Origin of the sequence: Frateuria sp. Soil773 (genome assembly GCF_001428405.1) — a bacterium.
Lineage (GTDB): Bacteria > Pseudomonadota > Gammaproteobacteria > Xanthomonadales > Rhodanobacteraceae > LMSL01.
In genome coordinates, this window is sequence record NZ_LMSL01000017.1 from 7,318 (window position 1) to 30,919 (window position 23,602).

General features: G+C 72.2%; 20 protein-coding genes. 2 read left to right on the forward strand and 18 right to left on the reverse strand.

Annotated elements, in window-relative coordinates; translation table 11 throughout:
- Positions 1–26: 26 nt before the first annotated feature.
- The 3 genes from ASG87_RS07840 to ASG87_RS07850 form a co-directional block, all read right to left on the reverse strand.
- The gene (locus ASG87_RS07840; RefSeq protein WP_056003398.1) at positions 27–674 is read right to left on the reverse strand and encodes a MarR family transcriptional regulator; all 648 of its coding nucleotides are present in this window, start codon (positions 672–674) and stop codon (positions 27–29) included.
- Between the two features lie 3 nt (positions 675–677).
- Entirely contained in the window at positions 678–1,340 is a 663-nt protein-coding gene (locus ASG87_RS07845) for a hypothetical protein (RefSeq protein ID WP_056003400.1), read from the reverse strand.
- Positions 1,341–1,439: 99 nt separating this feature from the next.
- On the reverse strand, positions 1,440–2,687 hold the full coding sequence (locus ASG87_RS07850) for a TIGR03862 family flavoprotein (RefSeq protein WP_082582833.1): 1,248 nt from the start codon (positions 2,685–2,687) through the stop codon (positions 1,440–1,442).
- A 187-nt stretch (positions 2,688–2,874) separates the two neighbouring features.
- On the opposite strand from ASG87_RS07850, the gene ASG87_RS07855 reads away from it, so the two are divergent.
- Positions 2,875–3,795, forward strand: coding sequence for a DUF2167 domain-containing protein (locus ASG87_RS07855; RefSeq protein WP_056003402.1), 921 nt, complete (start codon positions 2,875–2,877; stop codon positions 3,793–3,795).
- A 46-nt stretch (positions 3,796–3,841) separates the two neighbouring features.
- Here the strand turns inward: ASG87_RS07855 and ASG87_RS07860 are convergent, their stop codons facing one another.
- The gene (locus tag ASG87_RS07860; RefSeq protein WP_082582834.1) at positions 3,842–4,546 is read right to left on the reverse strand and encodes a metalloregulator ArsR/SmtB family transcription factor; all 705 of its coding nucleotides are present in this window, start codon (positions 4,544–4,546) and stop codon (positions 3,842–3,844) included.
- A gap of 142 nt (positions 4,547–4,688) precedes the next feature.
- Here ASG87_RS07860 and ASG87_RS07865 point away from each other — a divergent pair, with 142 nt between their 5' ends.
- A complete protein-coding gene (locus tag ASG87_RS07865; protein ID WP_056003405.1) occupies positions 4,689–5,237 on the forward strand; it encodes a DUF2058 domain-containing protein in 549 nt (182 codons plus the stop codon).
- 69 nt (positions 5,238–5,306) lie between these two features.
- Here ASG87_RS07865 and ASG87_RS07870 read toward each other — a convergent pair whose 3' ends face one another.
- The 14 genes from ASG87_RS07870 to ASG87_RS07935 form a co-directional block, all read right to left on the reverse strand.
- Positions 5,307–7,988, reverse strand: coding sequence for an EAL domain-containing protein (locus ASG87_RS07870; protein WP_326937885.1), 2,682 nt, complete (start codon positions 7,986–7,988; stop codon positions 5,307–5,309).
- Positions 7,989–8,051: 63 nt separating this feature from the next.
- A complete protein-coding gene (hrpB, locus tag ASG87_RS07875) occupies positions 8,052–10,574 on the reverse strand; it encodes an ATP-dependent helicase HrpB (protein WP_056003406.1) in 2,523 nt (840 codons plus the stop codon).
- A gap of 136 nt (positions 10,575–10,710) precedes the next feature.
- Positions 10,711–13,107 (reverse strand): type II secretion system secretin GspD, encoded by a 2,397-nt coding sequence (gspD, locus tag ASG87_RS07880; RefSeq protein WP_056003409.1) that lies wholly within the window; start codon positions 13,105–13,107, stop codon positions 10,711–10,713.
- A 3-nt stretch (positions 13,108–13,110) separates the two neighbouring features.
- The gene (locus ASG87_RS07885) at positions 13,111–13,839 is read right to left on the reverse strand and encodes a hypothetical protein (protein ID WP_056003412.1); all 729 of its coding nucleotides are present in this window, start codon (positions 13,837–13,839) and stop codon (positions 13,111–13,113) included.
- Positions 13,836–14,474, reverse strand: a complete 639-nt coding sequence (gene gspM, locus ASG87_RS07890) for a type II secretion system protein GspM (RefSeq protein WP_056003415.1) — start codon at positions 14,472–14,474, stop codon at positions 13,836–13,838. The genes ASG87_RS07885 and gspM overlap by 4 nt, the downstream gene beginning before the upstream one ends.
- Positions 14,471–15,643 (reverse strand): PilN domain-containing protein, encoded by a 1,173-nt coding sequence (locus ASG87_RS07895; protein WP_056003418.1) that lies wholly within the window; start codon positions 15,641–15,643, stop codon positions 14,471–14,473. Before ASG87_RS07895 ends, gspM begins: the two co-directional genes overlap by 4 nt.
- The gene (locus tag ASG87_RS07900; protein WP_056003421.1) at positions 15,640–16,503 is read right to left on the reverse strand and encodes a type II secretion system protein GspK; all 864 of its coding nucleotides are present in this window, start codon (positions 16,501–16,503) and stop codon (positions 15,640–15,642) included. The genes ASG87_RS07895 and ASG87_RS07900 overlap by 4 nt, the downstream gene beginning before the upstream one ends.
- Positions 16,500–17,165: a type II secretion system protein GspJ gene (locus ASG87_RS07905; protein WP_056003424.1), complete on the reverse strand. Its 666-nt coding sequence runs from the start codon at positions 17,163–17,165 to the stop codon at positions 16,500–16,502. The genes ASG87_RS07900 and ASG87_RS07905 overlap by 4 nt, the downstream gene beginning before the upstream one ends.
- Positions 17,162–17,581, reverse strand: coding sequence for a prepilin-type N-terminal cleavage/methylation domain-containing protein (locus tag ASG87_RS07910; protein ID WP_056003427.1), 420 nt, complete (start codon positions 17,579–17,581; stop codon positions 17,162–17,164). The genes ASG87_RS07905 and ASG87_RS07910 overlap by 4 nt, the downstream gene beginning before the upstream one ends.
- Before the next feature lie 143 nt (positions 17,582–17,724).
- Positions 17,725–18,183, reverse strand: a complete 459-nt coding sequence (locus ASG87_RS07915; protein ID WP_268761803.1) for a GspH/FimT family pseudopilin — start codon at positions 18,181–18,183, stop codon at positions 17,725–17,727.
- A gap of 137 nt (positions 18,184–18,320) precedes the next feature.
- Positions 18,321–18,746: a type II secretion system major pseudopilin GspG gene (gene gspG / locus ASG87_RS07920; protein WP_082582836.1), complete on the reverse strand. Its 426-nt coding sequence runs from the start codon at positions 18,744–18,746 to the stop codon at positions 18,321–18,323.
- A gap of 61 nt (positions 18,747–18,807) precedes the next feature.
- The gene (gene gspF, locus ASG87_RS07925) at positions 18,808–20,025 is read right to left on the reverse strand and encodes a type II secretion system inner membrane protein GspF (protein ID WP_056003430.1); all 1,218 of its coding nucleotides are present in this window, start codon (positions 20,023–20,025) and stop codon (positions 18,808–18,810) included.
- A 126-nt stretch (positions 20,026–20,151) separates the two neighbouring features.
- Positions 20,152–21,849 (reverse strand): type II secretion system ATPase GspE, encoded by a 1,698-nt coding sequence (gene gspE, locus ASG87_RS07930; RefSeq protein WP_157510959.1) that lies wholly within the window; start codon positions 21,847–21,849, stop codon positions 20,152–20,154.
- A gap of 558 nt (positions 21,850–22,407) precedes the next feature.
- A partial coding sequence (locus tag ASG87_RS07935; RefSeq protein WP_200949031.1) for a YadA-like family protein occupies positions 22,408–23,602 on the reverse strand: 1,195 nt, incomplete at its 5' end.

A 23,602-nucleotide genomic window follows, 5' to 3' on the forward strand; every position in this document is an offset into this window, starting at 1 on the left:
CGAAACAACCTCTTGAAACATCACACCTAGCCCTGCTTGCCCGGCCCGCCGCCGATCCGGAAACGGCAGCGCCCGCCGCCGCGCACGATGCATTCCATGTGGTGGATGCGGCGGCCGCTCGCCGCCTCCATGTACGCCAGGTCGAACTTGCATACCTGCGGGTGCTGCCGCGCGAGCGCGTGAAACACGCAGTTGAACGCCTCGATCTGCAGCTCGTCGCCATGGCGCACGGCGAGCGCCTCGTAGCCGAGCGCGTCCAGGTGGCCGGCCAGCGCCTTCGCCACCTCGTCGACGGCGGCCGTGGCCGGCAGGGCGACTTCGCGGCCGCCCAGGCTGCGGCCCAGTTCCTGCAGCAGCTCGTCGAAACCGGCCTCGCCCAGGCGCGCCTGCAACTGCGCCAGCAACGCGGCGGCGATCGTGCCGTAGTTGCGCGGGAACAGCGCGCGGCCCGCCTCGGTCAGCCGGAAGCAGGCCTGCGGCCGGCCGCCGCTGGGCCGCGACTGCGCGCGCTCGACGTAGCCGCGGGCCAGCAGGGCGCTCAGGTGCTGGCGCACCGCGTTGTGGCTGACGTGCAGGTGCGCGCACAGCGACTCGACCGTATCGCCCGCATGCGCCGCCAGCAGCCGCCGCAACAGCCGCTGCTGGGTGGTGCCGAGCTGGCCGAGCGCGCCCACGCCTCAGCCGGCCTTGGCCGGGAACTGCCTGGCGATGGCGTCGGCCAGCGCGTCGGCGATGACGTTCATGTGCCGCTGCATCGCCGCCCAGGTCGCCTGTTCGCCCTTCGTGTCGCCAGCCATGATCTGCTGGATCTGGGTGGCATGGTGCGCCACGTGCGCGGCGAGCAGGCCCTGCACCGCGTTCTCCGGCAGGTTCGGGTTGGCGCCGGAGAGGAACTTCGCAATGGCGGCGACGTTGGCGTCGAGATCGTCCATCGCCCGGCGCTGCGCGCCGGCGTCGTCCGCGGCGCGCGCATCGGTCAGCGCCTTCACCCCGCCCCAGTGGCCGGCCAGCAATTGCAGCATCCGCTCGCCCGCGGGCTTGCCGTAGAAACCGGCGACCGCATCGGCGAGCTGCTTCGCGTTCGCCACCACGGCATCGGCCGCCGCCTTCGCCCTGCCCGCATCGTGCGCGTGCACGGCGAGCGCGTAGTCGCGGGTGTGCACCACGTGGCCGTGCCACAGGGCGCGCAGGGCCGCGTGCAGTTTCGGCGCGGCCGGCGCCTGGTCGGACGCGGCCATCGCGGCCATGGCGTGCGCGGCGACGGGCGCCGCCTGGATGGAACCGGATGCGGCGCCGCACAGCGCGATCGCGGCGGCAAGCAGGTAGGGACGCGTGTTCATGGGAATCTCCACAGAAGGTCGCCAGGCGCGACTGCGGGCATTCTGTGCGACCCCGGTTTTCGCACAATACACCCATGTGCAAAGCCCGAACAGCAAGGCTTAAGGCTGCGTTTGCGACTCCAGCCAGCGCACCGCGCCGCGCCCGGCGAGCAGCCCGCCGGCGAAGCAGGCGGTGAGCAGGTAGCCGCCGGTCGGCGCTTCCCAGTCGAGCATCTCGCCGGCGCAGAACACGCCGGGACGGCGGCGCAGCATCAGCGCGTCGTCCAGCGCCTCCAGCCGCACGCCGCCGGCCGTGCTGATCGCCTCGGCGACCGGGCGCGGCGCGCGCAGACGCAGCGGCAGCGCCTTCAGCCGCGCGGCCAGCGCCGGCGGATCGGCTAGCACGTCCTTGCCCACCAGCTCGAAGACCAGCGCGCACTTCGCCGCATCGAGCCCGGCCCGGCGGCGCAGCCAGTCGCCGAGGCTGTGCCTGCCGCGCGGCGCGGCGAGCCGTTCGGCGAGCGCTTCTTGCGTGCGTCCGGGCACCAGGTCGAGCCGCAGCAGCGCCTCGCCCTGCGCGGCGATCTGCTCGCGCAGCTCGGCGCCGATGGCATAGACCAGGCTGCCCTCGATGCCGTATTCGCTGAGCACGCACTCGCCCTGGCGCGCCTGCTTGGCGCCGTGCCGGTCGGTCCAGTGCGCCACCACCGGTTTCAGCGGCGCGCCGGCGAAGCGCGTCGCCAGGTGCTCGCTCCAGGCCAGTTCGAAGCCGCAGTTGGCCGGTAGCAGCGGCGCCACGTCCACGCCGGCATGCTGCAGCAGCGGCCACCACGCGCCGTCGGAACCGAGCTGCGGCCAGCTCGCGCCGCCGAGCGCCAGTACCACAGCGTCGGCCCGCACGGCGCGCTCGCCGGCGGCCGTGGCGAAGCGCAGGGCGCCGTCGCCGTTCCAGCCCAGCCAGCGATGATGCATGTGGAACGCCACGCCGCTCTCGCGCAGCCGGCGCACCCAGCCGCGCAGCAGCGGCGCGGCCTTCAGGTCGGTCGGGAACACCCTGCCGGAACTGCCGACGAAGGTCTCCACGCCCAGCCCGCGCGCCCACGCCCGCAGCGCCCCGGCATCGAACTGCCGCAGCCAACGCGCCACGGCCTCCCGGCGTTCGCCGTAGCGCCCGGCGAAGGCATCGAACGGCTCGCCGTGGGTGAGGTTGAGGCCGCCCTTGCCGGCGAGCAGGAACTTGCGGCCGACCGAGCCCATCGCGTCGTAGACGTCGACCGCGACGCCCGCGGCGGCGGCCTGCTCGGCCGCCATCAGGCCGGCCGGGCCGCCGCCGACCACGGCCAGCCTGGAAGAAGAGATACCTGTCATCCGCGCATGGTCGCATGCCCGGCGCGGCCGCCGGACGCGCCGGCCGGGCACGGCTGCCCGGGGCCGCCACCGGCCGGGCGCAACAACTTGCGTGCGGCGTGCTAAAAAGCCTGCCGGCCGCGCCATGGGGGAGCGGCCGCGCCGCGTCATGCCGACGCGCATCAACGGACGACCCTAAGGAACGCACATGAAGAGCAAGTCGATATGGCCGGCATGGGGGATGCTGGCCGCCCTGGCGTGGCTGCCGCTCGCCACGACGGCCCGCGCCGACGAAGGCGACGCCGCCGCGCAGGCCAAGGTCGAGGCCTTCCTCGATTCGCTGCAATTGCAGTCGGGCACCGTCGCGGTGCCGGCCGCGCAGGCCACGCTCAACCTCACGCCCGGCTACGCCTTCCTGCCGGCGAAGGACGCCCAGCGCGTGCTCACCGAGCTGTGGAGCAACCCGCCCGACGACGACGTGCTCGGCATGATCGTGCCCGGCCGCGACCCGCACGTGCTGCTCGACGACGACAGTTGGGCGGTGGTGGTGACCTATACCGGCGAAGGCTACGTGTCGGACGAGGACGCCAGCAAGATCGACTACGACGACATGCTCAAGGACATGCAGAAGGCCGACCGCGACGACAACGCCGCTCGCCTCAAGCAGGGCTACCCGGCGGTCGACCTGGTCGGCTGGGCCGAGCCGCCGCGCTACGACGCGGCCTCGCACAAGCTTTACTGGGCGCGCGACCTGAAGTTCCACAAGGCCGACGGCAGCGACAGCGGCCGCACGCTGAACTACGACATCCGCGTGCTGGGCCGCCAGGGCTATCTCTCGCTCAACGCGGTGGCGCCGATCGAGCAGCTCGCGCAGGTGCGCGCGGACATGCCGCAGGTGCTGGCGATGACCGAGTTCGACGCCGGCCAGCGCTATGCCGACTACAACCCGCGCACCGACAAGCTGGCCGCCTACGGCATCGGCGCGCTGGTGGCCGGCGGCATCGCCGCCAAGGCCGGCCTGTTCGCCAAGCTGGGTGTGATGCTGCTGGCGCTGAAGAAGTTCGTCGTGATCGGTCTCGTCGCCATCGGCGGCCTGTTCGCCAAGCTGTTCAAGCGCAGGCAGGCCTGACCGGCCGGCCCGGCACGCGGACGACACTGGGCCGGGCCGCCCGCGCCTAGCGCGGCGGATCGTCCAGCCGCACCCCGAGCATGGCGAGCCGGCGCAGGCCGTCGCCACTGGGCAGCAGCGCGCGGCCGCGCGGCGCGCGGCGCAGCCAGCCGGCGTCGAGCAGGGCGGCGGTGAGCGCCACGCCGAGCGGACCGCCCACGTGCAGCCGCCGCTCGGTCCAGTCCAGGCAGCCGCGGCCGCGCAGCGCGAGCAGCGGCTGCACCGTGGAAGACGCCAGCCCGGCCGCGGCCAGCGCCTCGCCGCCGTCCGCCTGCAAGCGCAGGCCGTCGCTGGCGGTGCGCAGGTAGCCGCGTTCGAGCAGGCCGCCGCACAGGGCCACGCCAAGCTCGCCGGCCAGGTGCCGGTAGCAACTGCGCGCGCGGCGCAGCGCCGGGTCCGCCGCGGGCGCCGGCAGGGCCGGCCGCTGGCGCGGCAGCGCCAGCGTTTCCAGCAGGGCCGCCACCTCGTCGTCGGCGAGCCGGTAGTAGCGGTGCCGGCCCTGCGCGTGCACGCCGAGCAGGCCGCCTTCCAGCAGCCGTTTCAGGTGCGCGCTGGCGGTGGCCGCGCCGACGCCGGCGGCGCGCGCAAGCTCGCCGGCCGGGCGCGTCGTGCCGTCCATCAGCGCCAGCAGCATGGCCGCGCGGGCCGGCTCGGCCAGCAAGGCACCGATCTCGGCCAACTGGTAGCGGTTCAGCGGCATCGCCTGGGTCATGCCGGCCAGTCTAGCGGCCTGTTCCGGAGCACGCTTCGCGGCCGGGCGAAACGTGCCGCGCCGGGGCGGCGCCGCCGCACGGCATGGCCGCAGAGCCGGCCGCGCTACAATCGCGGGTCCGCCTTTCCGTACCCCTCTCCCCATGCGCAATCCATTGCAGGAACAGTTGCTCAAGGCCGGCCTGGTCAAGAAGGGCAAGGTCGCCCAGGTGGTGCGCGAGCAGGTGCGCCAGCGCCAGGGCAAGGCGCCCGCCCCGGCGGAGGCGGCGCAGGTGGACGGGCAGCGGCTGCAGGCCGAACGCGCCGAGCGCGACCGCGCGCTGGCCGCCGAGCGCAACGCGCAGCAGCGGCTGCACGAGCAGCGCGCGCAGGTCCAGCAGATCGTCGAGAGCCACAAGGTCGGCCGCGACGGCGAGATCGCCTACCGCTTCGCCGACGGCGACCGGATCGCCAGCGTCCTGGTCAACGAGGCCCTGCGCGCGCAACTGGCCGCCGGCAGCCTGGTGATCGTGCGGCACGGTCAGGGCTACGAGCTGCTGCCGCGGGCGGCGGCCGCCAAGGTCTACGAACGCGACGCCGCGGCGGTCGTGCTCGACCATGGCCGCCCCGCCCCGGACGCCGCCAGCGGCGAGCCGGACCCGGACGAGGAGTACTACCGGCAGTTCGAGGTGCCGGACGACCTCGTCTGGTAGCGGCCCGCCGGTTCCGCGCCGGCCATGCCGACCAGGACCGGCCGGGACCCGCCGGTCGGCGCCGGCCGCTCAGGACCGGTGGAACAGCACCAGTTCCGGCTCGTGCAGGTTGAAGCCCTGCGCCAGGTCCAGGCCTAGCTCGACCAGCGCGTCCACGATCTCCTGCCCGGTCACCCACTCGGCCACCACCAGCAGGCCGAGCCGGTGCCCGATGTCGGCGACCGCGCGCACCATCGCGTGGCTGACCGGGTCGGTGAGCATGTCGCGGATGAAGCTGCCGTCGATCTTGATGATGTCCACCGGCAGGTTCTTCAGGTAGCCGAACGAGGACATGCCCACGCCGAAGTCGTCCAGCGCCACCTTGCAGCCGAGCGCGCGCAGGCGCTCCATGAAGCCGGCCACCCGCGCCAGATGGCGCACCGCCACGGTCTCGGTGATCTCGAAGCAGACCCGCGACGGGTCCACCCGGTAGCGCTTGAGCAGGTCGATGATCAGCTCGACCAGCGAGTCGTCCTCGATGCTGGCGCCGGACAGGTTGATCGCCGCCAGCCGCAGGTCCGCGCCGGACGGATGCAGGCGGTCGAAGTTCGCCAGCGCGGTCTCCACCACCCAGCGGTCGATCACCGGCATCAGGCCGTAGCGCTCGGCGGCCGGGATGAACGCACCGGGCACCACCAGCCTGCCCTCCTCGTCGCGGAAGCGCAGCAGCAGCTCGATGCGCGCACCGCCGCCGTGCGCCGGCGACAACGGCCACACCTCCTGGTAGGTGAGCAGCAGCCGGCGCTCCTCGGCGGCCCAGCGCAGCCGGTTCGCCCACTCCATCTCGCTGCGCCGGCGCGCGGTCTCGTCGTCCTGCTCGGAGTAGAAGTGGATGCGGTTGCGGCCCTGTTCCTTGGCCATGTAGCAGGCGGTGTCGGCCTGCGCGAGCAGGTCCTTCAGGGTGATCTGCGGATGGTCGATCATCACCCCGCCGATGCTCACGCTGATCGTGTAGCTGCGCTGCTCCCACAGGAACACGTAGCCGTCGATGCGCAGGCGCAGGCGTTCGGCCATCTGCTCGGCCGCGGCGCGGTCGTGCGCGCCGACCAGCAGCACGCCGAACTCGTCGCCGCCGAGCCGGGCCAGCACGTCGGACGGGCCGAGGTGGTCGCGCATCACCAGCGCAAGCTGCGCCAGCAACTGGTCGCCGGCCAGGTGGCCGGAGGTGTCGTTGATCAGCTTGAACTGGTCCAGGTCCAGGTACAGCAGCGCGCAGGCCGGCGCGCCGGCGGCGGTGTCCAGCAGGGCGCGCTCCAGCCGCCGCTCGAACTCGCGCCGGTTGTACAGCTCGGTCAGCGCGTCGTGGCTGGCCTGGTAGCTCAACAGCTCGGTCAGCTCGCGCTGGCGGGTGATGTCGGAGGCGACCATCACCAGTTGCTCGCGGTCGTCCAGCAGCACCCGCGCGATCGACACGCTGGCCCAGAACCGTTCGCCGAGGCCGTTCTGCAGCATGGCCTCGGCATTGCCCCAGCCGGGCGTGTCGGGCTGTTGCAGGTACAGGCGCAGGTCCGCGTCCTCGAACAGCATCGGCAGGGTCAGCGCGCCGATCGCGTCGCCCAGCCGGTCGCGCGCGGCCTGGTTGGTATAGGTGATGCGGCCGTCTTCCACGTCGGCCAGCAGCACCAGCGCCGGCAGCAGTTCGTTGAGCGCGCGGAAGCGCTTCTCGCTCTCGCGGTAGCGCTGGCTCATGCCCAGGCCCAGCGCCAGCGCGCGCCGCTGGGTGCCCACCACCGACCAGGCCAGGAACATCAGCAGCAGGCTGATCACCAGCCCAGCCGGCAGCACCGATTCGTGCCAGTCCAGCCGCGGCGGCGGGAGCTTCGGCACCATCGCCACGCTCCACACGCGGCCGCCGTAGGACAGGTCGCGCTCGATGCGGTCCATCGATTCCGGAACCGCTGGCCGGCCCGGCTCGGAGTCGAACAGCGGCTGCACGCGGGCATCGGTGATGTCGCTCACCACGATGTGCAGCGCATCCAGCGCCTCGTCCGGCAGGCCCAAGCGGATCAGTTGGCCGACCCGGAACGATACGGCGATCGACCCGCGCATGCGGGCGCGGCGCTCGGCCAGCGAACGCGGCGGCGCGCCCGGGCTGTAGATCGGCAGGCGTATGGTGACGCCGTTCGCGGGCTGCTTCGAGGCGTCGAACTGGATCAGCTCGAACGGCGCCGACAGCACGCTCTGGTCGCTGTCGCGCGAGGCCAGCAGGGCCGCCAGGTTGGCCGGCTGGGTGTTGATGTCCAGCCCGGCCAGGGACTCGTTGCCTTCGCGCGGCTGGACCAGCTCGGTGATGTAGTGCATCCCGTCGGGCCGCGACTCGCCGTTTGCGTAGGCGAAGGCGATCAGGCTGGGAAACTGCTCGCGCGGGCGCAGGTTCTCGTAGATGTGGCCGAACTCGGTGGCGGATACCGCGTCGGAGGAAAGGAACAGCGATTGCACCGAGCGCACCAGCAGCTCGGACGACTGCAGGCGGTTTTGCAGCCCGGCATAGCTCTTTTCCGCCAGCATGCGCAACGCCACGCGGTGTTCGTCGAGCTGGCGCTGGCGCTGCTGGTGGTGCACCGCCAGGGTCAGCAGCAGGCCACCGGCCAGCGCGAGCAGCGACCACAGGTAGGCGGACAGGCGTCCTTCGCGCGGCAGCGGCGGGCCGGCGCCGGACTCGTCCGGATCGCGTGTCGCCGACAGTCCGCGGGAATCCTTCGTCGCCCTCAAGAGAAGTCCTGCGGTGGCTGGGTCAGCCGATGTTACAACGGCATCCGCGCCGCATGTGTCCACTCACGCACGCGGTTTGGCACGGTGCGTCGGGGTGGCCGTCCACGGGTCGTCCGGCCAGGGATGGCGCGGGTAGCGCCCCTTCAGTTCCTTCTTCACCTCCGGGTAGGTGCGCTCCCAGAAGCCCTTCAGGTCCTGGGTCACCTGGATCGGCCGGCCGGCCGGCGACAGCAGGTGCAGGGTCACCGGCACGCGGCCGCCGCCGACGCGCGGCGTATCGGCCAGGCCGAACAGCTCCTGCAGCTTCACCGCCAGCACCGGCGGCTCGCCCGGCGGATACTCCAGCCGGCGACTCTGCCCACTGGGCACGGCGAGGCTGTCCGGCGCCTGCGCGTCGAGCGCGCGGCGGCGCTCGTGGTCGAGCAGCGCGCCGAGCGCCTGGCCCAGTTCGTCCGCCGACAGCGCGTCGAGCCGGCGCTTGCCGGCCAGGTACGGCGCCAGCCAGTGCTCCAGGCCGTCGAGCAGGGCCGCGTCGGAAACGTCCGGCAGGCCCAGCTCGGGCATCCAGCCGCGCAGGGCCTGCACGCGCGCGCGCAGCCGCCGCGCCTGCTCGCTCCACGGCAAGCTGTCCAGGCCACGGCTGCGCACCGCCGCCAGCAGCGCCGGCAACGCATCCTCCGGCGTCACCGGCACGCTGCGCCGCTCCAGCACGATGGCGCCGAAGCGGCGCTCCTCGAACGCCTCCACCGCCGCGCGCTCGCCGTTCCAGCGCAGCGTGCGCTCGCGCAGGAACTGCCGCGGATGGTCGCGCTCCAGCACCCGCGCATCGAACGGCGCCGCGCTCAGGATCAGGCTGTCGCGCGCCTCCAGGCGCAGGTCCAGCACCACCAGCCACGGTTCGCCGAGCAGCGCGGTCTGGTCGTGGAGGCGCGCGCCGCGGCCGTTCGCCAGGGTGTAGCGCAGCGGATTGCCCTCGTCCCGCCGGGCGATGCGGTCGGGGAAGGCGGACAACAGCAGGTCGCCGACCGCGTGGCTGTCCGGCACGCCGCTCGCCGCCGTACGGACGTCCAGACGCCTGCGCCAGCCCTTGGCGGCCTGCTCGATCGCCGCCAGCGCGCCGCGGTCGACGCCGCCGTGCGCGCCGGCGGCGCGGCGGTCGCGCCAGGCATGCAGCGCCGCCACCCGCGCGCGGAAATCGTCGCTGCGCGCCGACTCGCCGCGCAGCGGCGAACGCGCCTCCATCAAGGCCAGCAGGTCGGCGGCCAGTGCATGAAGCTCGGCCGGCGCGCGCAGCGCGGCGGCGGCGAGCCGGGGAGCCGCGCCGAGTTCCAGCATGCGCCGGCCCAGCGCGCCGATGCGGCCGTCCGCCTCCAGCGCGCCCAGGCCGAGCAGCAGCTCGCGCGCCTGCGCCAGCGCGCCGGGCGGCGGCGGGTCCAGCCAGGACAGCGCGGCGCCGGCATCGCCGGTGACGCCCCACGCGGCCAGCTCCAGCGCCAGCCCGGACAGCTCGGCCTGCGCGATCTCCGCCGTGCGCGCCGGGTCCAGCCGACGGCTCTGCGGCCACAGGCGATACGCCGTGCCTTCCGCCACGCGGCCGGCACGACCGGCGCGCTGGTCGGCCGAAGCCTGCGAGATCGCCACCGTCTCCAGCCGGGTGAAGCCGGAGTTCGGGTCGAAGCGCGGCTCGCGCGCGAGGCCGCTGTCGATCACCGCGCGCACGCCCGGCAGGGTCACGCTGGATTCGGCCACGTTGGTGGCCAGCACGATCCGGCGCAGGCCGGGCTCGGCCGGCGCCAGCGCGAACTGCTGCTCGGCCAGCGACAGCTCGCCGTGCAGCGGCACGATCTCGACGCGCTCCCGCGCCGCCAGGGTCTCCTCCAGCACCGCCTGCACCCGCGCGATCTCGCGCCGGCCGGGCAGGAAGGCCAGCACGTCGCCGTCGTTCTCGGCCAGCGCCTGGCGCGCCACGCGGGCCAGTTGGTGCTCCATGCTTTCCTGCGCGCGCGCCGGCGGGTAGTCGATGCGCACCGGGTAGCTGCGCCCCGGGCTGCTCAGGCGCGGCGCGTCCAGCCAGCGCGCCACGCGCTCGCCGTCCAGCGTGGCCGACATCGCCACCAGGCGCAGCTCCGGCCGCAGCGTGGACTGCACGTCCAGCGCCAGCGCGGCACCTAGATCACCGGCGAGATGGCGCTCGTGGAATTCGTCGAACAGGATCGCGCCGATGCCGGCCAGCTCCGGATCGTCCTGGATCAGCCGGGTGAGGATGCCCTCGGTGATCACTTCGATGCGCGTGGCCGCGCTCGTCTTCGACTCGAAGCGGATGCGGTAGCCGACGGTCTGCCCGACCTCCTCGCCGAGCTGCGCGGCCATGAACTGGGCCGCCGCGCGCGCGGCGACGCGGCGCGGTTCCAGCATCAGGATCTTCCGCCCCTGCAGCCAGGGCGCATCGAGCAGGGCCAGCGGCACCTGGGTGGTCTTGCCCGCACCTGGCGGCGCCTCCAGCACCAGCCGCGGCGACGCGTCGAGCGCGGCGCGGATCTCGGGCAGCAGCGGGGTGATCGGGAACGTAGGTATGGCCGCGGTCATCCGTGCGGATGATAGCGGCTTGCCCGCCGCGACCCGCGCCATGCAACGCAGATCCGGGCGACACGATGACGACCGCGAGTCCCCATGGCGGCGCAGCGCGGCGAAACCGCTGCGCCGGGCGTGCCGCGGCGGCGTGCTACCGCAGCGGCTTCGTCGAGGCGGCGGAGGGCGCCGGCCGGGCCCCGCCCGCGGCATCCGCTGCCCGCAGCGGCGCCAGCGATTCGAACTTGCGCTGGTATTCGTCGGTGACCTGCCGGGCGTCGTCGCTGCTGGCGATCACGCGCGGGGTGATCAGCACGATCAGCTCGGTGCGGTTGCGGTGGCGATTGGTGCTGCCGAACAGGCGACCCAGCAGCGGGATGCGGTTGAGTCCCGGCACGCCGGTATCGGTCTTGCCTTCGTCCTGCTGGATCAGGCCGCCGAGCAGCACGGTCTGGCCGCTCTGCACCGCTACCTGGGTGGCCAGCTCGCGCTGGTTGATGGTCGGATTGCCGTTGTTGACCTTCATGTTCGTGTAATCCGGCGTACTGACCTGCTGGCCGATGTTCATGTAGACCAGGCCGCCGGGATTGACCCGCGGCTGTACGTTGAGGATCACGCCGGTGTTGAGATAGTCGACCGAGTTGTATACCGCCGTGCCGACGCCGGGGTTCACGCTGGTCTGGTTGATCGGCACCTGGCTGCCGACCTGGATGTGCGCGGTCTGGTTGTTCAGCACCACCATCGAGGGCGCGGACAGCGTCTTGGTGTTGCCGTTGGTCTCCATCGCGTGCAGGGCGACCTGCAGGTTGTTGTTGACGAAGGAATAGAAGAACGCGTCCTTGGCCGCATTGAAGCCCGAGCCGCCCTGGCCAATCGCCCACTGCTGCGCGTTGCCCGGCTGCCCCGGCGTGAAGCTGCCGTCGCTGTTCGCATGACCGCCGATCAGCCCTTCCAGGTACCACTGCACGCCGAACTGGAATTCGCCGGTGAGGTTCACTTCGAGGATGCGGGTTTCGATCTGCACCTGCAGCGGCACGTTGTCGAGCCGCTTGATCGCATCCTCGATCTCCGCCCATTGCGAGGGGCGCGCACGCACCAGCAACTGGTTGTTGGCGTCCACCGAGCCGATCCGGACGCTGCCGTCCGACGAGCTGTACTGCTGGTCGCCGCCGCTGTTGCCGCCGTTGTTGAGCAGGGCGCCGCCGTTGCCGCTGCCGCCGCCGTTCGCGCCACTACCGAAGCCGCTGCCCAGGCCGCCGTTCTGGCCGGAGCCCAGGCCGCTGCCGAGCCCGCCGCCCACGCTGCCGCCGCCGCTCCGGCTGCCGCCGTCCGTGCCGCCATTGCTGCCGAAGCCGCCGCCGCTGCTGCCGAAACTGCCGGCGTTGCTGCCCATCGACGTGCCGCTCGCGCCGCCGGTGCCGCCGAGCGTGCCGGAGCTGAGGCCGGGGCCGACCTCGCCGCCGCCCCCGCCGGCGCTACCCGCGCCATTGGTGTAGATCTGCGCCAGGTAGCGGGCCAGGTCCGAGGCCTTGATGTTGCGCACGTCGTACACGAACAACTGCGGCTCGTTGCCGCCGCCGCGGTCGATCCGGGCGATCCATTCGCCCACTTCGCGCAAGTATTGCGGCTGCGTGCTGATCACCACCAGCGCATTGGTGCGCTCGATCGGGATGAAGCGCAGCATGCCGGCCAGCGGGGTGTCGCCGTTCTTGCCGAACATGCCGTCGAGCTTGGGCATCAGCTCGGTGACGTTGGCGCGCTGCAGGCTGAACACGCCCACCGACATGCCGCGCAGCCAGTCCACGTCGAAGGTCTGCACGGTGCGCTGGTAGTTCGCCAGTTCCTCCGGCGTGCCGGACATCACCAGCAGGTTGCGGGTGGGATCGACCAGCAGCACGGCGTCCTGCCGCGCGAACGGCTTGATCAGCTTCTGCATCTCCGGCGCGGCGATGAAGCGCAGCGGGAACAGCCGCGCCTGCAGGCCGCCGCGCGGCGCGACCGCGCCCAGGCTGGGCACCAGGTTGCCGGCCACGGCATCCTTCGACGGCATCACCACGTAGCCGCCGCCGCGCTGTACCAGCGCGTTGCCGGTCCACGACAGCAGCGTTTCCAGGATCGGCATCGCCTGCGAGCTGTCCACCGGCGCGGAGGTGGAGAACGAGATGTTGCCCTGCACGCCCGGCACGATGGTGTAGTTCTTCTTCAGCAGGTCGCCGAGGATCGCCTTGACCACCGCCTGCACCGGCTGGTTCTCGAAGTTGAAGGTGACCGCGCCGTCGCCGGCCGCCGGCGTGCGCGGCGTGGCCAGCGCCGACGGGTGGATGAACTGGCCGCTGCCCTGGCTGATCTGCGGCCGAACCTCGCTGTCGGTCGGCGCGATCGAGCGGTTCAGCGGCAGCGGCGCCGGCACCGGCCGTTCGGTGCCGGCCATCGCCTCGCGCTGCAGGTCGCCGTTGTCGCGCGTCTGCGGCGCGCTGGCGCAGCCGCCCAGCACGACCAGCAGCGCGACCGCGCTGCTGCGAAGGAGTGAATGCTTGAGCGTGCGGAACATGGATCAGCGATCTCCTTCGTTGCCCGTCCGGGCCTGTTCGGCGCGCCGTTTCTGGATGGCGGCCTTGAGCTGTTTCACGCGCTGCGCCTGCAGCGCGGCGGCTTCCCGGAGGGGACGCGCGGCGCCGTCGCCGCCGGCTACCCACGCGCTGCCGGACGGCTGCGGGCTGGGCGTGGCGGCCGGCGCGGGCCGCGCCGGAGGCGGCCGGCCGGCGGTGTCCGGCGCGGACGGCGCGGCGGCGCCTTCGCGGGCGACGTTGTCGATCGGCGCGCCGGCCGGCAACTGCAGCTCGGTGCGCCCGCTGGGCGCGTCGAACAGCGCCGAGCGCGGCTTCAGCTCGGCCAGCGTCCAGCTTCCGTCGGGCAGGCTGCCGCCTTCGCGCACGCGGAAGGTATCGCCGCGCTTGTCGCGCAGCAGCGCCATGCGCAGGTCGCGGGTAAGGATGATGCCGGTGAGCTGCAGGTCGCCGAGGTTGCCTTCGCCGGCCGCGCGCGCCACCGGCTTGCGGTCGGGACTGAACAGCGGCTTCTTCCACACCGCCGCGAACTGCTCCAGCGGCGCGACCGGCGGCAGCTTGCGCGCCTGCCGGTCCGGCAGCGGCGCGCTCGCGCGCGGCGCATCCCAGCGGATGCCGCGGCCGATCCCGGCGAACAGCGCCAGCAGCAGCGCGCCGAGCAGCAGGGCGAGGATCACCAGCGGCGGCGTCAGCCGGCGTTGCGCGGCGGCGTTCACAGCTTGATTCCTTCGCCGCCCGGCGCCGGCGCCGGCGCGTTGCGCGCCGGGCGCACGTAGCCGGACAGCGAGAACTGCACCTCCAGCGGCGCGCCGCCGTTCTCCTGCGCGGCCACCGGGTTGCGGTAGATGCTGAGGTCGTCGATGAACAGGTAGGGCGTGCCCTGCTCCAGCGCGTACAGCACTGCCGCCAGCGGCTCCATCTCGCAGCGCAGGCTGATGCTGACGCTGGCCTTGCGGTACGGCTCGTTGCCGCCGGCCGGCGGCGCCGGCAGCGGCATCTTCTGGGTGACTTCGCAGGCGCCGCCCTGCGGATGCGCGGCGGCGACGTCGACCACGCGCTGCATCAGGCCGGCGGCCGCGGTGTTCGGGTCGTCTTCGGGCAGGAAGGCGCTGCTGGCCGCCTGGCCGGCGCCGAGCGCGGCGATGCGCTTCTCCAGTTGCGGCTTCTCGGCGATCGCCGCCGCGTAGCGGCTCTGGGTGTCGCGCAGGTCGTCCATCTCGGCATCGATCGCGCGCAGCGGTGCCACGAACCACCAGTGCAGCAGCACGAAATAGCCCAGCGCCAGCGCCAGCAGCAGCAACAGGATCGCCGCGATGCGGCTGTCGCGCGGCTTCATCGCGACCTGCATCATGGCGCACCGTCCGCCGCGGAAGCCGACGCGGCCGGGGCGCCGGCAGCCGGCGCCGACGGCTGGCGCAGTTGCGCCACCATGTAGAAACGCTCCTTGCCGGTGGCCGGATCGGGCTGGATGCTGCCCTGGAAGTTCGGATTGGTGATCAGGGTCGAGCCCTTCAAGGTGTCGATCAGCTTCGCCGCCTGCTGGCTCTGGCCCTGGAAGCCGAGCTGGCCGCTGTTGTCGATGCTGACGCGCTCCAGCCATGCGGTGTCGGGCAGGCGCTCGGTGAGTTCTTCCAGCACCGCCAGCCGGGTCACGCCGCTCTGCTTGCGCTGCACCAGGAAGCCGGCGGCGCCGGCGTTGTCCTGCCATTGCTGGCGCAAGGCGGCGACCTGCTGCGCCTCGGCGCGCATCGCCTCCACCTCGGTCTGCATCGCGGCCAGCGCCTGCTGCCGGTTGTGCAGCCACTCGCCGAGCACCAGCGCCAGCAGCACGACGCAGCCGGCGGCCAGCGCGAGGTTCAGCCGGCGCCGCGTGCTGACGTGCCGCGGCGCCTGCCCCGGCGGCAGCAGGTTCACGCCGAGCCGCCCCTGGCCACTGGCGACGTCCACCGCATCGACGCGGATCTCCGCGGCCTGCAGCCGCGCCAGCAACGGGTCGAGCACGTTGCGCGGCACCGCCACCAGCTCGGCCAGCAACCGCCCCGGCGGCGCCGGGACGGCCAGTTCGCGGATCGCGTAATGCACCTGCTCGACGCGGAACGGCGTCTGCCGGTCCATCTCGAACGCGCCGACCTGCTGCAGCGTCTGCGCCGCCGCCAGCGGCAGCGACAGTTGCCGCCGCAGCGCCACGGACGCCGGCAGTACCAGGGCGAGACGGCGGTCCTCGCGGTCCACCGCCTGCACCGCGCTGTCCAGCAAGGCGCGCTGCGCGGCCGGCTCGGCGTCTTCGCTCCAGCGCGCCAGCGGCTCGGCCGCGCCGGCGTGGCGCAATTGCCAATGCCCGTCGGCATGCCCGAGCAGGAACCAGGTGCTGCCGCTGCGCAGCGCCGCGCGCCACGACGCCGGCAGCAGCGCCGCCAGCTCGTCGCCCCACCAGCGGAAGAAGCCGGGCAGCGGCGATCCGCGCCAAGCGCGGCGCACGCGATCAAGCTGCGGTCGCAGCGACTGCACGGCGGTACTCATTCCCCGTCACCCTCCTGCCAGCGCAGCACCGCGTACGGTTGCGCGCCGGACCGGATCCCTTGCAAACGAATCGTGGCGCGCAAGACGGCGCGCGTTCCGTCGGCCAGCGTGGCCTCCGAACGGATACTATGCGTTACTCCCACGCTCCGGGCCAGCCCCGAGTCCGTCCGGCCGTTCAGTCTTGCGGCGGCGATCTCACTGGCCCGCTCCGGCGTCATGCCGGGAATCGCCGCCAGCGCCAGCGGCGGCGCGCTGGCCGGGTCGGGGCTGTCGCGGCCGGACCAGATCGTCAGTTGCGGCGCGATCATGCGGTACAGCGCCGGCGTCATGCCCGCCACCTGCTGCACTTCCTCGATGCTGGCGAACGGCGCGTGGCGCGGCGGCATCGCGCCCGCCGGGGACACGGCCGGCCCCGGCGCATCGCCGGTCGGCAGGTAGCTGCGCCATTCCGCCACCGCCGCGGCGAGCTGGCGGGCCGCGTCGTCGTGCAGGCCCGCCGCCTTGAACAGCCCCTGCAGCACCTGCGGCGAGGCGCTGTTGAGATCGACCTTGCCGCCCTCGTCGATGGCGCTGACGCTGATCGTCGCGCCGGCGTAATGGAACGGGTAGATGCGCCCGTCGGCCACCCAGCGCTGCCGCGCGACCGGATCCTGCAGGCCGTAGATCGCGCGCATCACGCCGGCCTCCGCCGCGTAGTGCGCCTGCGTCTGCGCGAACTGGTAGCGCGCCTGCATGCCCTCGGTGCGCGCCAGCATGGCGTAGCCGCCGAGCAGGATCGCCAGCAAGGTGCACGCCCACAGCACCACCAGCAGGGCGATGCCGCGCTGGCGCGAACCACGGCGCAGCGGCGCGCGCCTCACTGGCCCACCCGGCGCAGGCGCATGCCCTGCAGCAGGCCGGGCTGGCCCTGGTTGGCGGTGGCGTCCACGCGCAGCGGCGCCTCCAGCCGCGGCCAGCGGTCGGTATTGGCCAGTTGCAGGTCGATGCGCACCAGCGCCGGCAGCCGTCGGCCGTCGCTCCAGCCGGCCTGCCAATCCATCGGCTGGCCCTGGGCGTCCAGGCCGCGATAGCCGAAGCTGCCCTGGCGCACGTCGTCCAGCAGCACTTCGGGCTTGCCCGGCTTCGCCGGCTGGTCGCCCGCCGGCAGCGCGGCGAAGCTCAGCTCCAGCCGCTGCCCGCCGTGGCCGTTGTCGACCAGGCGCAGCGTCTGCAACTGCGGCCCGAGCTTGCCGAGATAGCCGGGCAGCGGCGCCACGTACTGCATCTCGTGCGCCTCGCCCTTGAAGTAGATCGCGTCGCCGTTGTCGCCGCGGGCGATCGGCTGCGCCATCGCCTGCGCCAGCTCGCGGCGCAGGAATTGCTGCGCCGAGCGGATCTGGTCCAGCCGCTCGACCGCCGCGCTGCCCGAGCGCACGCTGTGCGTCGCCGTGCGCACGCCCGAATACACGCCCACCAGCAGCAACGCCAGCAGGGCCAGCGCGGCCAGCACCTCCATCAGGCTGAAGCCGGCGCTGCGCTTCATGGCGGGGCGCCGCCCTGGTCGGCCGGGCCGCCCAGGCGCAGGGTGGTGAAATGCGCCTCGCGGCGATGGCCGCCGCTGCTCCAGCGCACCGCCAGGTCGAGCTGGTAGGCGCGCAGCGGCGAGCCCGGCATCGGCTTGCCGGCGATCGCCCACGGGGTCACGTCGAGCTGCCAGGAAAACTGCTTGTCGAAGCGGCCCGAACGGCTGCCGGGGCGCACCGGCTCCAGCACGAAGGCGCTGTCGAGCAGGCTGCGCGCCCACATCGCCGCCTGGCTGCGCTCGGCGGCGCTGGCGGTCAGGTTGAGCGCGCTGCCCGCCACCTTCATCAGCGCGGTGAAGGTGATCGCCAGCAGCAGCACCGCGGCAACCACTTCGAGCAGGCTGAAGCCGCGCTGGCGGAGCCGGGAACGACACACGGGAAATGGCAAATCGGCCGGTTGCGGCACTGCGGAAGCGTTCGCCGCTTCGCGACGCTCATCGTTGACGCTCCGCCGCACCGCGACGGCCGGTCGGGCCGCGCGCCGCAGCCTCCCCATTCCCCATTCCCTATTCCCAGCTCTCATTTCGCCACCACGCTGACCGCGCCGGTAAGCCAGGCCACGTTGACCTGCCACTGGCGCCGGCCGCGCTGCAGGGTGACGTGCCCGCCGGTGGAGCTGCCGTCGGGAAAGAAGCGGATGCGCCCGGTGTATGCGTTGGGCTGGTCTTCCTTGGCGCTGGTGATGCCCAGGCGCATGCCCTTGGGCAGGGTCACCGCGCGCTGGTCCGCGCCGTGGTAGCTGCCGGCGCGGATGTCCAGCTCGAAGCTCTGCTCCTCGCCGCTGACGATCGCCCGCGCCCGGGTGGCGCGCAGCGCGGCGGCCAGTTCGCCGCTGGCCGCGCTGACCCGCGCGCTGGCCAGGCCCTGCGCCACCGAGACCGAGACCGCCGCGGCGGCGATGCCGATCAGCAGGATCACGGCGAGCATTTCGAGCAGGGTGAAGCCGTGCGCGCGCGATGCGCGCGCGGGATTCTGGATGCGGGATGCGGGATGCGGGAAAGCGCATTCCCCGCGCCATGGCGCACCCTGGCGCCGTGCGGCGGGCGGCACGGAACGAAGGGCGCTGCGCTGGCCGCTGGCCGCCATGGCCTATCCCCGCCGTTTCCCTGCCGGACTCATTCCCAGTTCCCGACGTCCTTGCTGTAGCCGTCGCCGCCGGGCTTGCCGTCCTGGCCGTAGAAGATCAGGTCGAAGCTGCCGTGCTCGCCGGGGTACTTGTAGCCGAACGGATGGCCCCACGGGTCCTTCAGGTCGGACGGCTTGGCGTACGGGCCCTGCCAGTTCGCCGCGTTGGACGGCTTGGTGCCGAGGTCGTCCAGTTGCGCCGGCGGCGTGCCGTTGTCCAGCGCATAGTTCTCGATCTTCTGGCTCAGCGTGGTGAGCTGCGCCTTGCCGGCGCCGTACTTGCCCTTGTCGACGTTCTTGCCGACCTGGGTCACCACCACCGCGCCGATGATGCCGATCAGCACGATCACCGCCAGCATTTCCAGCAGGGTGAAGCCGGCGTTGGCACGGAGTCGTCGAAACTGCCTGGTTTGCATGGGAATCACCTCGGTTTTTGCCAATGGGAAATACGCGCCGCGCAGGGATGGACCGCGCGATCTACTGAATGTTGCTGGTGAGGCTGAGCAGCGGCAGCAGGATCGCCGCCATGATGATCGCCACCAGCACGGTCATCACGATGGTCAGCGCCGGCACCAGGGCGGCGAGCAGGCGGTCGATCGAGCGCTTCGCCTCCAGGTCGAAGGTGTCGGCCACCTTCAGCAGCATGGTGTCGAGCTGGCCGGCCTCCTCGCCCACCTGCACCATCTGCAGCGCGAGGCGGGGAAACCGCTGCGACTGGCCGAGCGCGGCACCGAGCCCGCCACCGCCCTTGACCTGCTCCGCGGCGGCGCCCAGCGCCTCGTCCAGCGCACGGTTGCCGGTGACCTGGCGTGCGATGGTCAGCGCCGACAGCAGCGGCACGCCGTTCTTCAGCAATGTGCCCAGGGTGCGCGCGATCCGCGCCGTCTCGATCTTCAGCAGCAGCGGCCCCACCACGCGCAGGGTCAGCAGCTTGCCGTGCCAGGCCAGCCGCTGCGCCGGGTCGCGCAGCCGCGCGCGCCATACCGCGATGCCGCCGACCAGCACCAGCAGGATCAGCCACCACCAGCCCTGCAGCACGTTGCCCAGCGCCAGCACGGCCTGGGTGATCCACGGGATCGGTACCTGCATGTCCTCGAAGATCGGCACGAACTGCGGCACCACGTAGGCCAGCAGCAACACCAGCGAACCGAGCACGCCGACCAGCAGGAAGGCCGGGTAGATCAGCGCGTTGACGATGCTGCCGCGCAGTTGCTGCGCGCGTTCGAGATAGTCGGCGAGCCGGCGCAGCGTGTCCTCCAGCGAGCCGCCCGCCTCGCCGGCGCGCACCAGCGACACGTAAAGCTTGGGAAACACGCCGTGCTCCTCGTCCAGCGCCTGCGACAGCGTGGTGCCGCCGCGCACGCGGTCGCGCACGCGCTCCACCAGCTTCTTCGCGCGCTCGCCCTCGGGCAGGTCGAGCAGGATGCCGAGCGCGCGGTCCAGCGGCTGGCCGGCGCCGAGCAGGGTCGCCAGCTGGTGGGTGAACTGCGCCAACTGGTCGCCGGTGAACGGGCCGCGCTTGACCAGCCCGGCGAAACCGGACCCGCCGCCCGCCGCATCGGCCGGCCGCGCCTCCAGCGGCGTATGCCCCTGGTCCTGCAGCCGCGCCACCACGTCCTCGACGCTGCCCGCCTCCATCTGGCCCTGCAGCAGCTCGCCGGCGGCGCTGACGGCGCGGTAGCTGAACTGGCTCATGGGCGTTGCCCTGCAACGCGGGAATAGGGAATGGGGAATGGGGAATAGAAAGAGCGGGGTCCCGCAAGTTTACGGAACGCGTTTTTCCCATTCCCTATTCCCCATTCCCTATTCCCGGCTTCACCCTCAGCCATCCTGCGTGACACGCAGCACCTCCTCGAGCGTGGTGACGCCGGCGACCGCCTTGGCGATGCCGTCCTCGTACATGGTGCGCATGCCTTCGGCGCGGGCCAGCTTCTCGATCTCGCCGGCGTCGGCGCGCTGCATCACCATGCGCCGCAGCGGGTCGCTCATCACCAGGAATTCCATGATCGCGCGGCGGCCGCGGTAGCCGGTGGGGTTGGCCGCGCTGCTGCCGGGCTTCCACAGCCGGATCGGCCGCTCGTCGGTGTATTTCTCCAGCTCGAACTCGGCGATGACTTCGGGCGAGGGCTCGTACGGGATCGCCGTTTCCGGATCGAGCCGGCGCACCAGCCGCTGCGCCAGGATGCCGTTGACGGTGGAGCCGAGCAGGTAGTCCTCCACGCCCATGTCGAGCAGGCGGGTGACGCCGCCGGCGGCGCTGTTGGTGTGCAGGGTGGACAGCACCAGGTGGCCGGTGAGCGCGGACTGGATCGCGATGCGGCAGGTTTCCAGGTCGCGCATCTCGCCGATCATGATCACGTCCGGGTCCTGGCGCATGATCGAGCGCAGCGCGCCGGCGAAATCCAGCCCGATCTGCGGCTTCACCTGGATCTGGTTGATGCCTTCGAGCTGGTACTCGACCGGGTCCTCGACGGTGATGATCTTCACGTCGGGCGTGTTGATCCTCGACAGCGCGGTGTACAGCGTGGTGGTCTTGCCCGAGCCGGTGGGGCCGGTGACCAGCAGGATGCCGTGCGGGCGCTCCAGCACGTCCACGAAGCGCGACTGGAAGTGCTCGGTGAAGCCCAGCGTGGAAAAGTCGAACACCACCGATTCGCGGTCGAGGATGCGCATCACCACCGACTCGCCGAAGCTGGTCGGCACGGTGGACACGCGCAGGTCCAGCTCCTTGCCCTGCACGCGCAGTTGGATGCGGCCGTCCTGCGGCAGCCGGCGCTCGGCGATGTTGAGCTTGGCCATGATCTTCACGCGCGAGATCACCGCGGCGGTGGACGACGACGGCGGCGCCTCCACCTCGTGCAGCACGCCGTCGATGCGGTAGCGCACCTTCAGGCGGTTCTCGAACGGCTCGATGTGCACGTCGGAGGCGCGCTGCTCCACCGCGCGCTGCAGGATCAGGTTGACCAGCCGGATCACCGGCGCCTCGGAGGCGAGGTCGCGCAGGTGCTCCACGTCGTCCTCCTCGGCGGCGCTGCCGTCGAGGTTCTCCACGATGGTGCCCATCGCGGAGCGGCCGGTGCCGTAGTAACGCTCGATCAGGTCGTCGATCTCCGAGCGCAGGCCGATCAGCAGCGCCACCGGCCGGCCGGCGGCCAGTTGCATGGCCTGCAGCGGGTACGGATCGGCCGGATCGGCCACCACCAGCGCGAGGCCGTCCTCGCCGCTGCGCACCGGCACCACGTGCTGCTGCTTCAGGAAGCGCGTCGAGATCTCCAGCTCCGCGGGCGCCAGTTCCGGCGCGTCGCGCGCGGCCAGCAGCGGCACCTGCAGCAGCTCGGACCAGGCCTGCGCCAGGTCGCGCTCGGACACCAGCCCGAGCCGCGCCATCAACGCGGTCAAGGTGCCTTCCGGCGATTCGTCGTGCAGCCGCCGGGCGCGGCCCAGATCGCCGTCTTTCAGCCACCCGCGCGAAACCAGCAGCTCGCAAACCGCGGCTTCGCGGTTGCCTGCCGCCTCCATTCCGCTGCCGGCCGACTCTGCGACTGCCGCCATGCGCCCTCCCCGTCCAGACCACTTGCCGAAACATCTTGCGTACAACGTTCGCCGGACCCGCGATCCCTGCCTTCGGATCGATTCCCGGCACATAGACCCACCATTGGTATCACATGCCATCGGGGTCGCGCGAGGGGGCGATGCCCAACGTGCGGCGGGAGTCCCGCATATTCGACGGCGGGCACGGAAAAGGTGGAGGCATCCCCGTTACCGATCTCGTGACATCCCGGTTGCCGGCCCGTACTGCATCCATCGACGGGATGCCGCACCGGCGCCACCTGTCCACGCCGCCAACGGCGGGCAGCTGCCGGTCACGGCAGCCGGCGACGGCGAACGACACACGGCCGCCACGCGTGCGGATGCACTTCCTGTCCCGCCGTGGCTGCCCGCAATCGCTAGTCCGCTTCGACGGCGACCGGCAAGAACCCCTGCCGCCGGTGCATGTCGCAGGCAGCACCGGGCACGGAGGGCAAAAAGGAACCGGCGCCCTCGCGGGCGCCGGCCTGTTTCATCGCGGGTTTCGGCTTACCAGCCGATACCCACGCCCACGCCGCCGGTGGTCTCGTCGCCGCTGACCGCCGCGCCGAACGTCACGTTCGCGTTCGGTGCGATCTGCCGCGAATAGCCCACCGCCAGTGCGGAGCGCGAGTTGTAGTTGCCTACGCCCACGCCCAGCCGGTTCGGCTGGTTGATGCCCTGCGTGCTGAACGACATCTGCGCCATCGCCGCGCCCATCGCGCCGACCTGGTTCAGGCGGGTGTTGACCGCGTGGAACTGGTCGCCGACCTGGTTGCGGAAGCTGTCGAAGTCGCCCTTGCTCACGAAGCTGCCCACCTTCTGGTCGGTATAGGCCTTGGCGCTGTTCAGCGTCTTCTTGTCGCCCGCGTCGGCATAGGTCTTGGCCGTGGCCAGCGCCTCGTCCACCTGGCTGACGTTGGCCGCGTCGGTCGCCTGCGTGCCGGCCTTCACGTTGGTGATCTGGCGCGTGTTGCTCGCCGTGCCCACCGAGACCGTGTTGGCGCGGTCGGCCACCGAACCCTGGCCCAGCGCGACCGCGCCGGCGGCGGTCACCGAACTGCCCTGGCCGACGGCCGTACCGGAAGCGGCCGTCACCGATGCGCCTTCGCCAACCGCCACCGCATTGGTCGCCGCCGCCGCGATGATGGTGTTGGCACCGACCGCGGTGCTGCCGTCGGCATTCACCCTGGCATTGCCGCCGATCGCCGTGTCGTTCGGACCGGCGGCGTAGCTGTCGCCGCCCACGGCCGTGCCGTGGTCGCCGCCGGACTTGGCGCCGGAACCGACCGCCACGCCCTTCGAACCGGCCACCACGCTGGCTGCATCGCTGCCGTCGCTGGCGCCGTCGACCGCGACGTGCGAACCGACCACGGAACCGTCCGCCACCTGCTGCTGCAGCGAGGCGATGCTGGAGAGCGCGCCGCTCAACGCGCCGTCCAGGATGCTCAGCGCATCGCCGACATTGTGGTAGGTACCGCCCTGGATCGCGAAGGACGGCATGATCACGTTGCCGTTCGAATCGACGCCGGCGCCGCCGCCGATGGCCGCAAAGGCGCCCATCACCTGCGCGGAGGTATCGCTCACGCCCTGGACCACGCGATTGAGCTGGCCGACCGTGGCGGCGTCGGTGTCTTCGGTACCGTCGGCCACGTTGGTGATCTGGCGGGTGAAGTTGGTCGAGGCGTCGCCCACCGACACCGTG

Coding starts and splice junctions, on each gene's coding strand:
- gspF (WP_056003430.1), bottom strand. CDS start 20,025: ATGAGCCAGTTCAGCTACCGCGCCGTCAGCGCCGCCGGCGAGCTGCTG.
- ASG87_RS07860 (WP_082582834.1), bottom strand. CDS start 4,546: ATGACCCAGGCGATGCCGCTGAACCGCTACCAGTTGGCCGAGATCGGT.
- ASG87_RS07865 (WP_056003405.1), top strand. CDS start 4,689: ATGCGCAATCCATTGCAGGAACAGTTGCTCAAGGCCGGCCTGGTCAAG.
- gspE (WP_157510959.1), bottom strand. CDS start 21,849: ATGGAGGCGGCAGGCAACCGCGAAGCCGCGGTTTGCGAGCTGCTGGTT.
- gspG (WP_082582836.1), bottom strand. CDS start 18,746: ATGCAAACCAGGCAGTTTCGACGACTCCGTGCCAACGCCGGCTTCACC.
- gspM (WP_056003415.1), bottom strand. CDS start 14,474: ATGATGCAGGTCGCGATGAAGCCGCGCGACAGCCGCATCGCGGCGATC.
- ASG87_RS07895 (WP_056003418.1), bottom strand. CDS start 15,643: ATGAGTACCGCCGTGCAGTCGCTGCGACCGCAGCTTGATCGCGTGCGC.
- hrpB (WP_056003406.1), bottom strand. CDS start 10,574: ATGACCGCGGCCATACCTACGTTCCCGATCACCCCGCTGCTGCCCGAG.
- ASG87_RS07845 (WP_056003400.1), bottom strand. CDS start 1,340: ATGAACACGCGTCCCTACCTGCTTGCCGCCGCGATCGCGCTGTGCGGC.
- ASG87_RS07855 (WP_056003402.1), top strand. CDS start 2,875: ATGAAGAGCAAGTCGATATGGCCGGCATGGGGGATGCTGGCCGCCCTG.
- ASG87_RS07850 (WP_082582833.1), bottom strand. CDS start 2,687: ATGACAGGTATCTCTTCTTCCAGGCTGGCCGTGGTCGGCGGCGGCCCG.
- gspD (WP_056003409.1), bottom strand. CDS start 13,107: ATGTTCCGCACGCTCAAGCATTCACTCCTTCGCAGCAGCGCGGTCGCG.
- ASG87_RS07905 (WP_056003424.1), bottom strand. CDS start 17,165: ATGAAGCGCAGCGCCGGCTTCAGCCTGATGGAGGTGCTGGCCGCGCTG.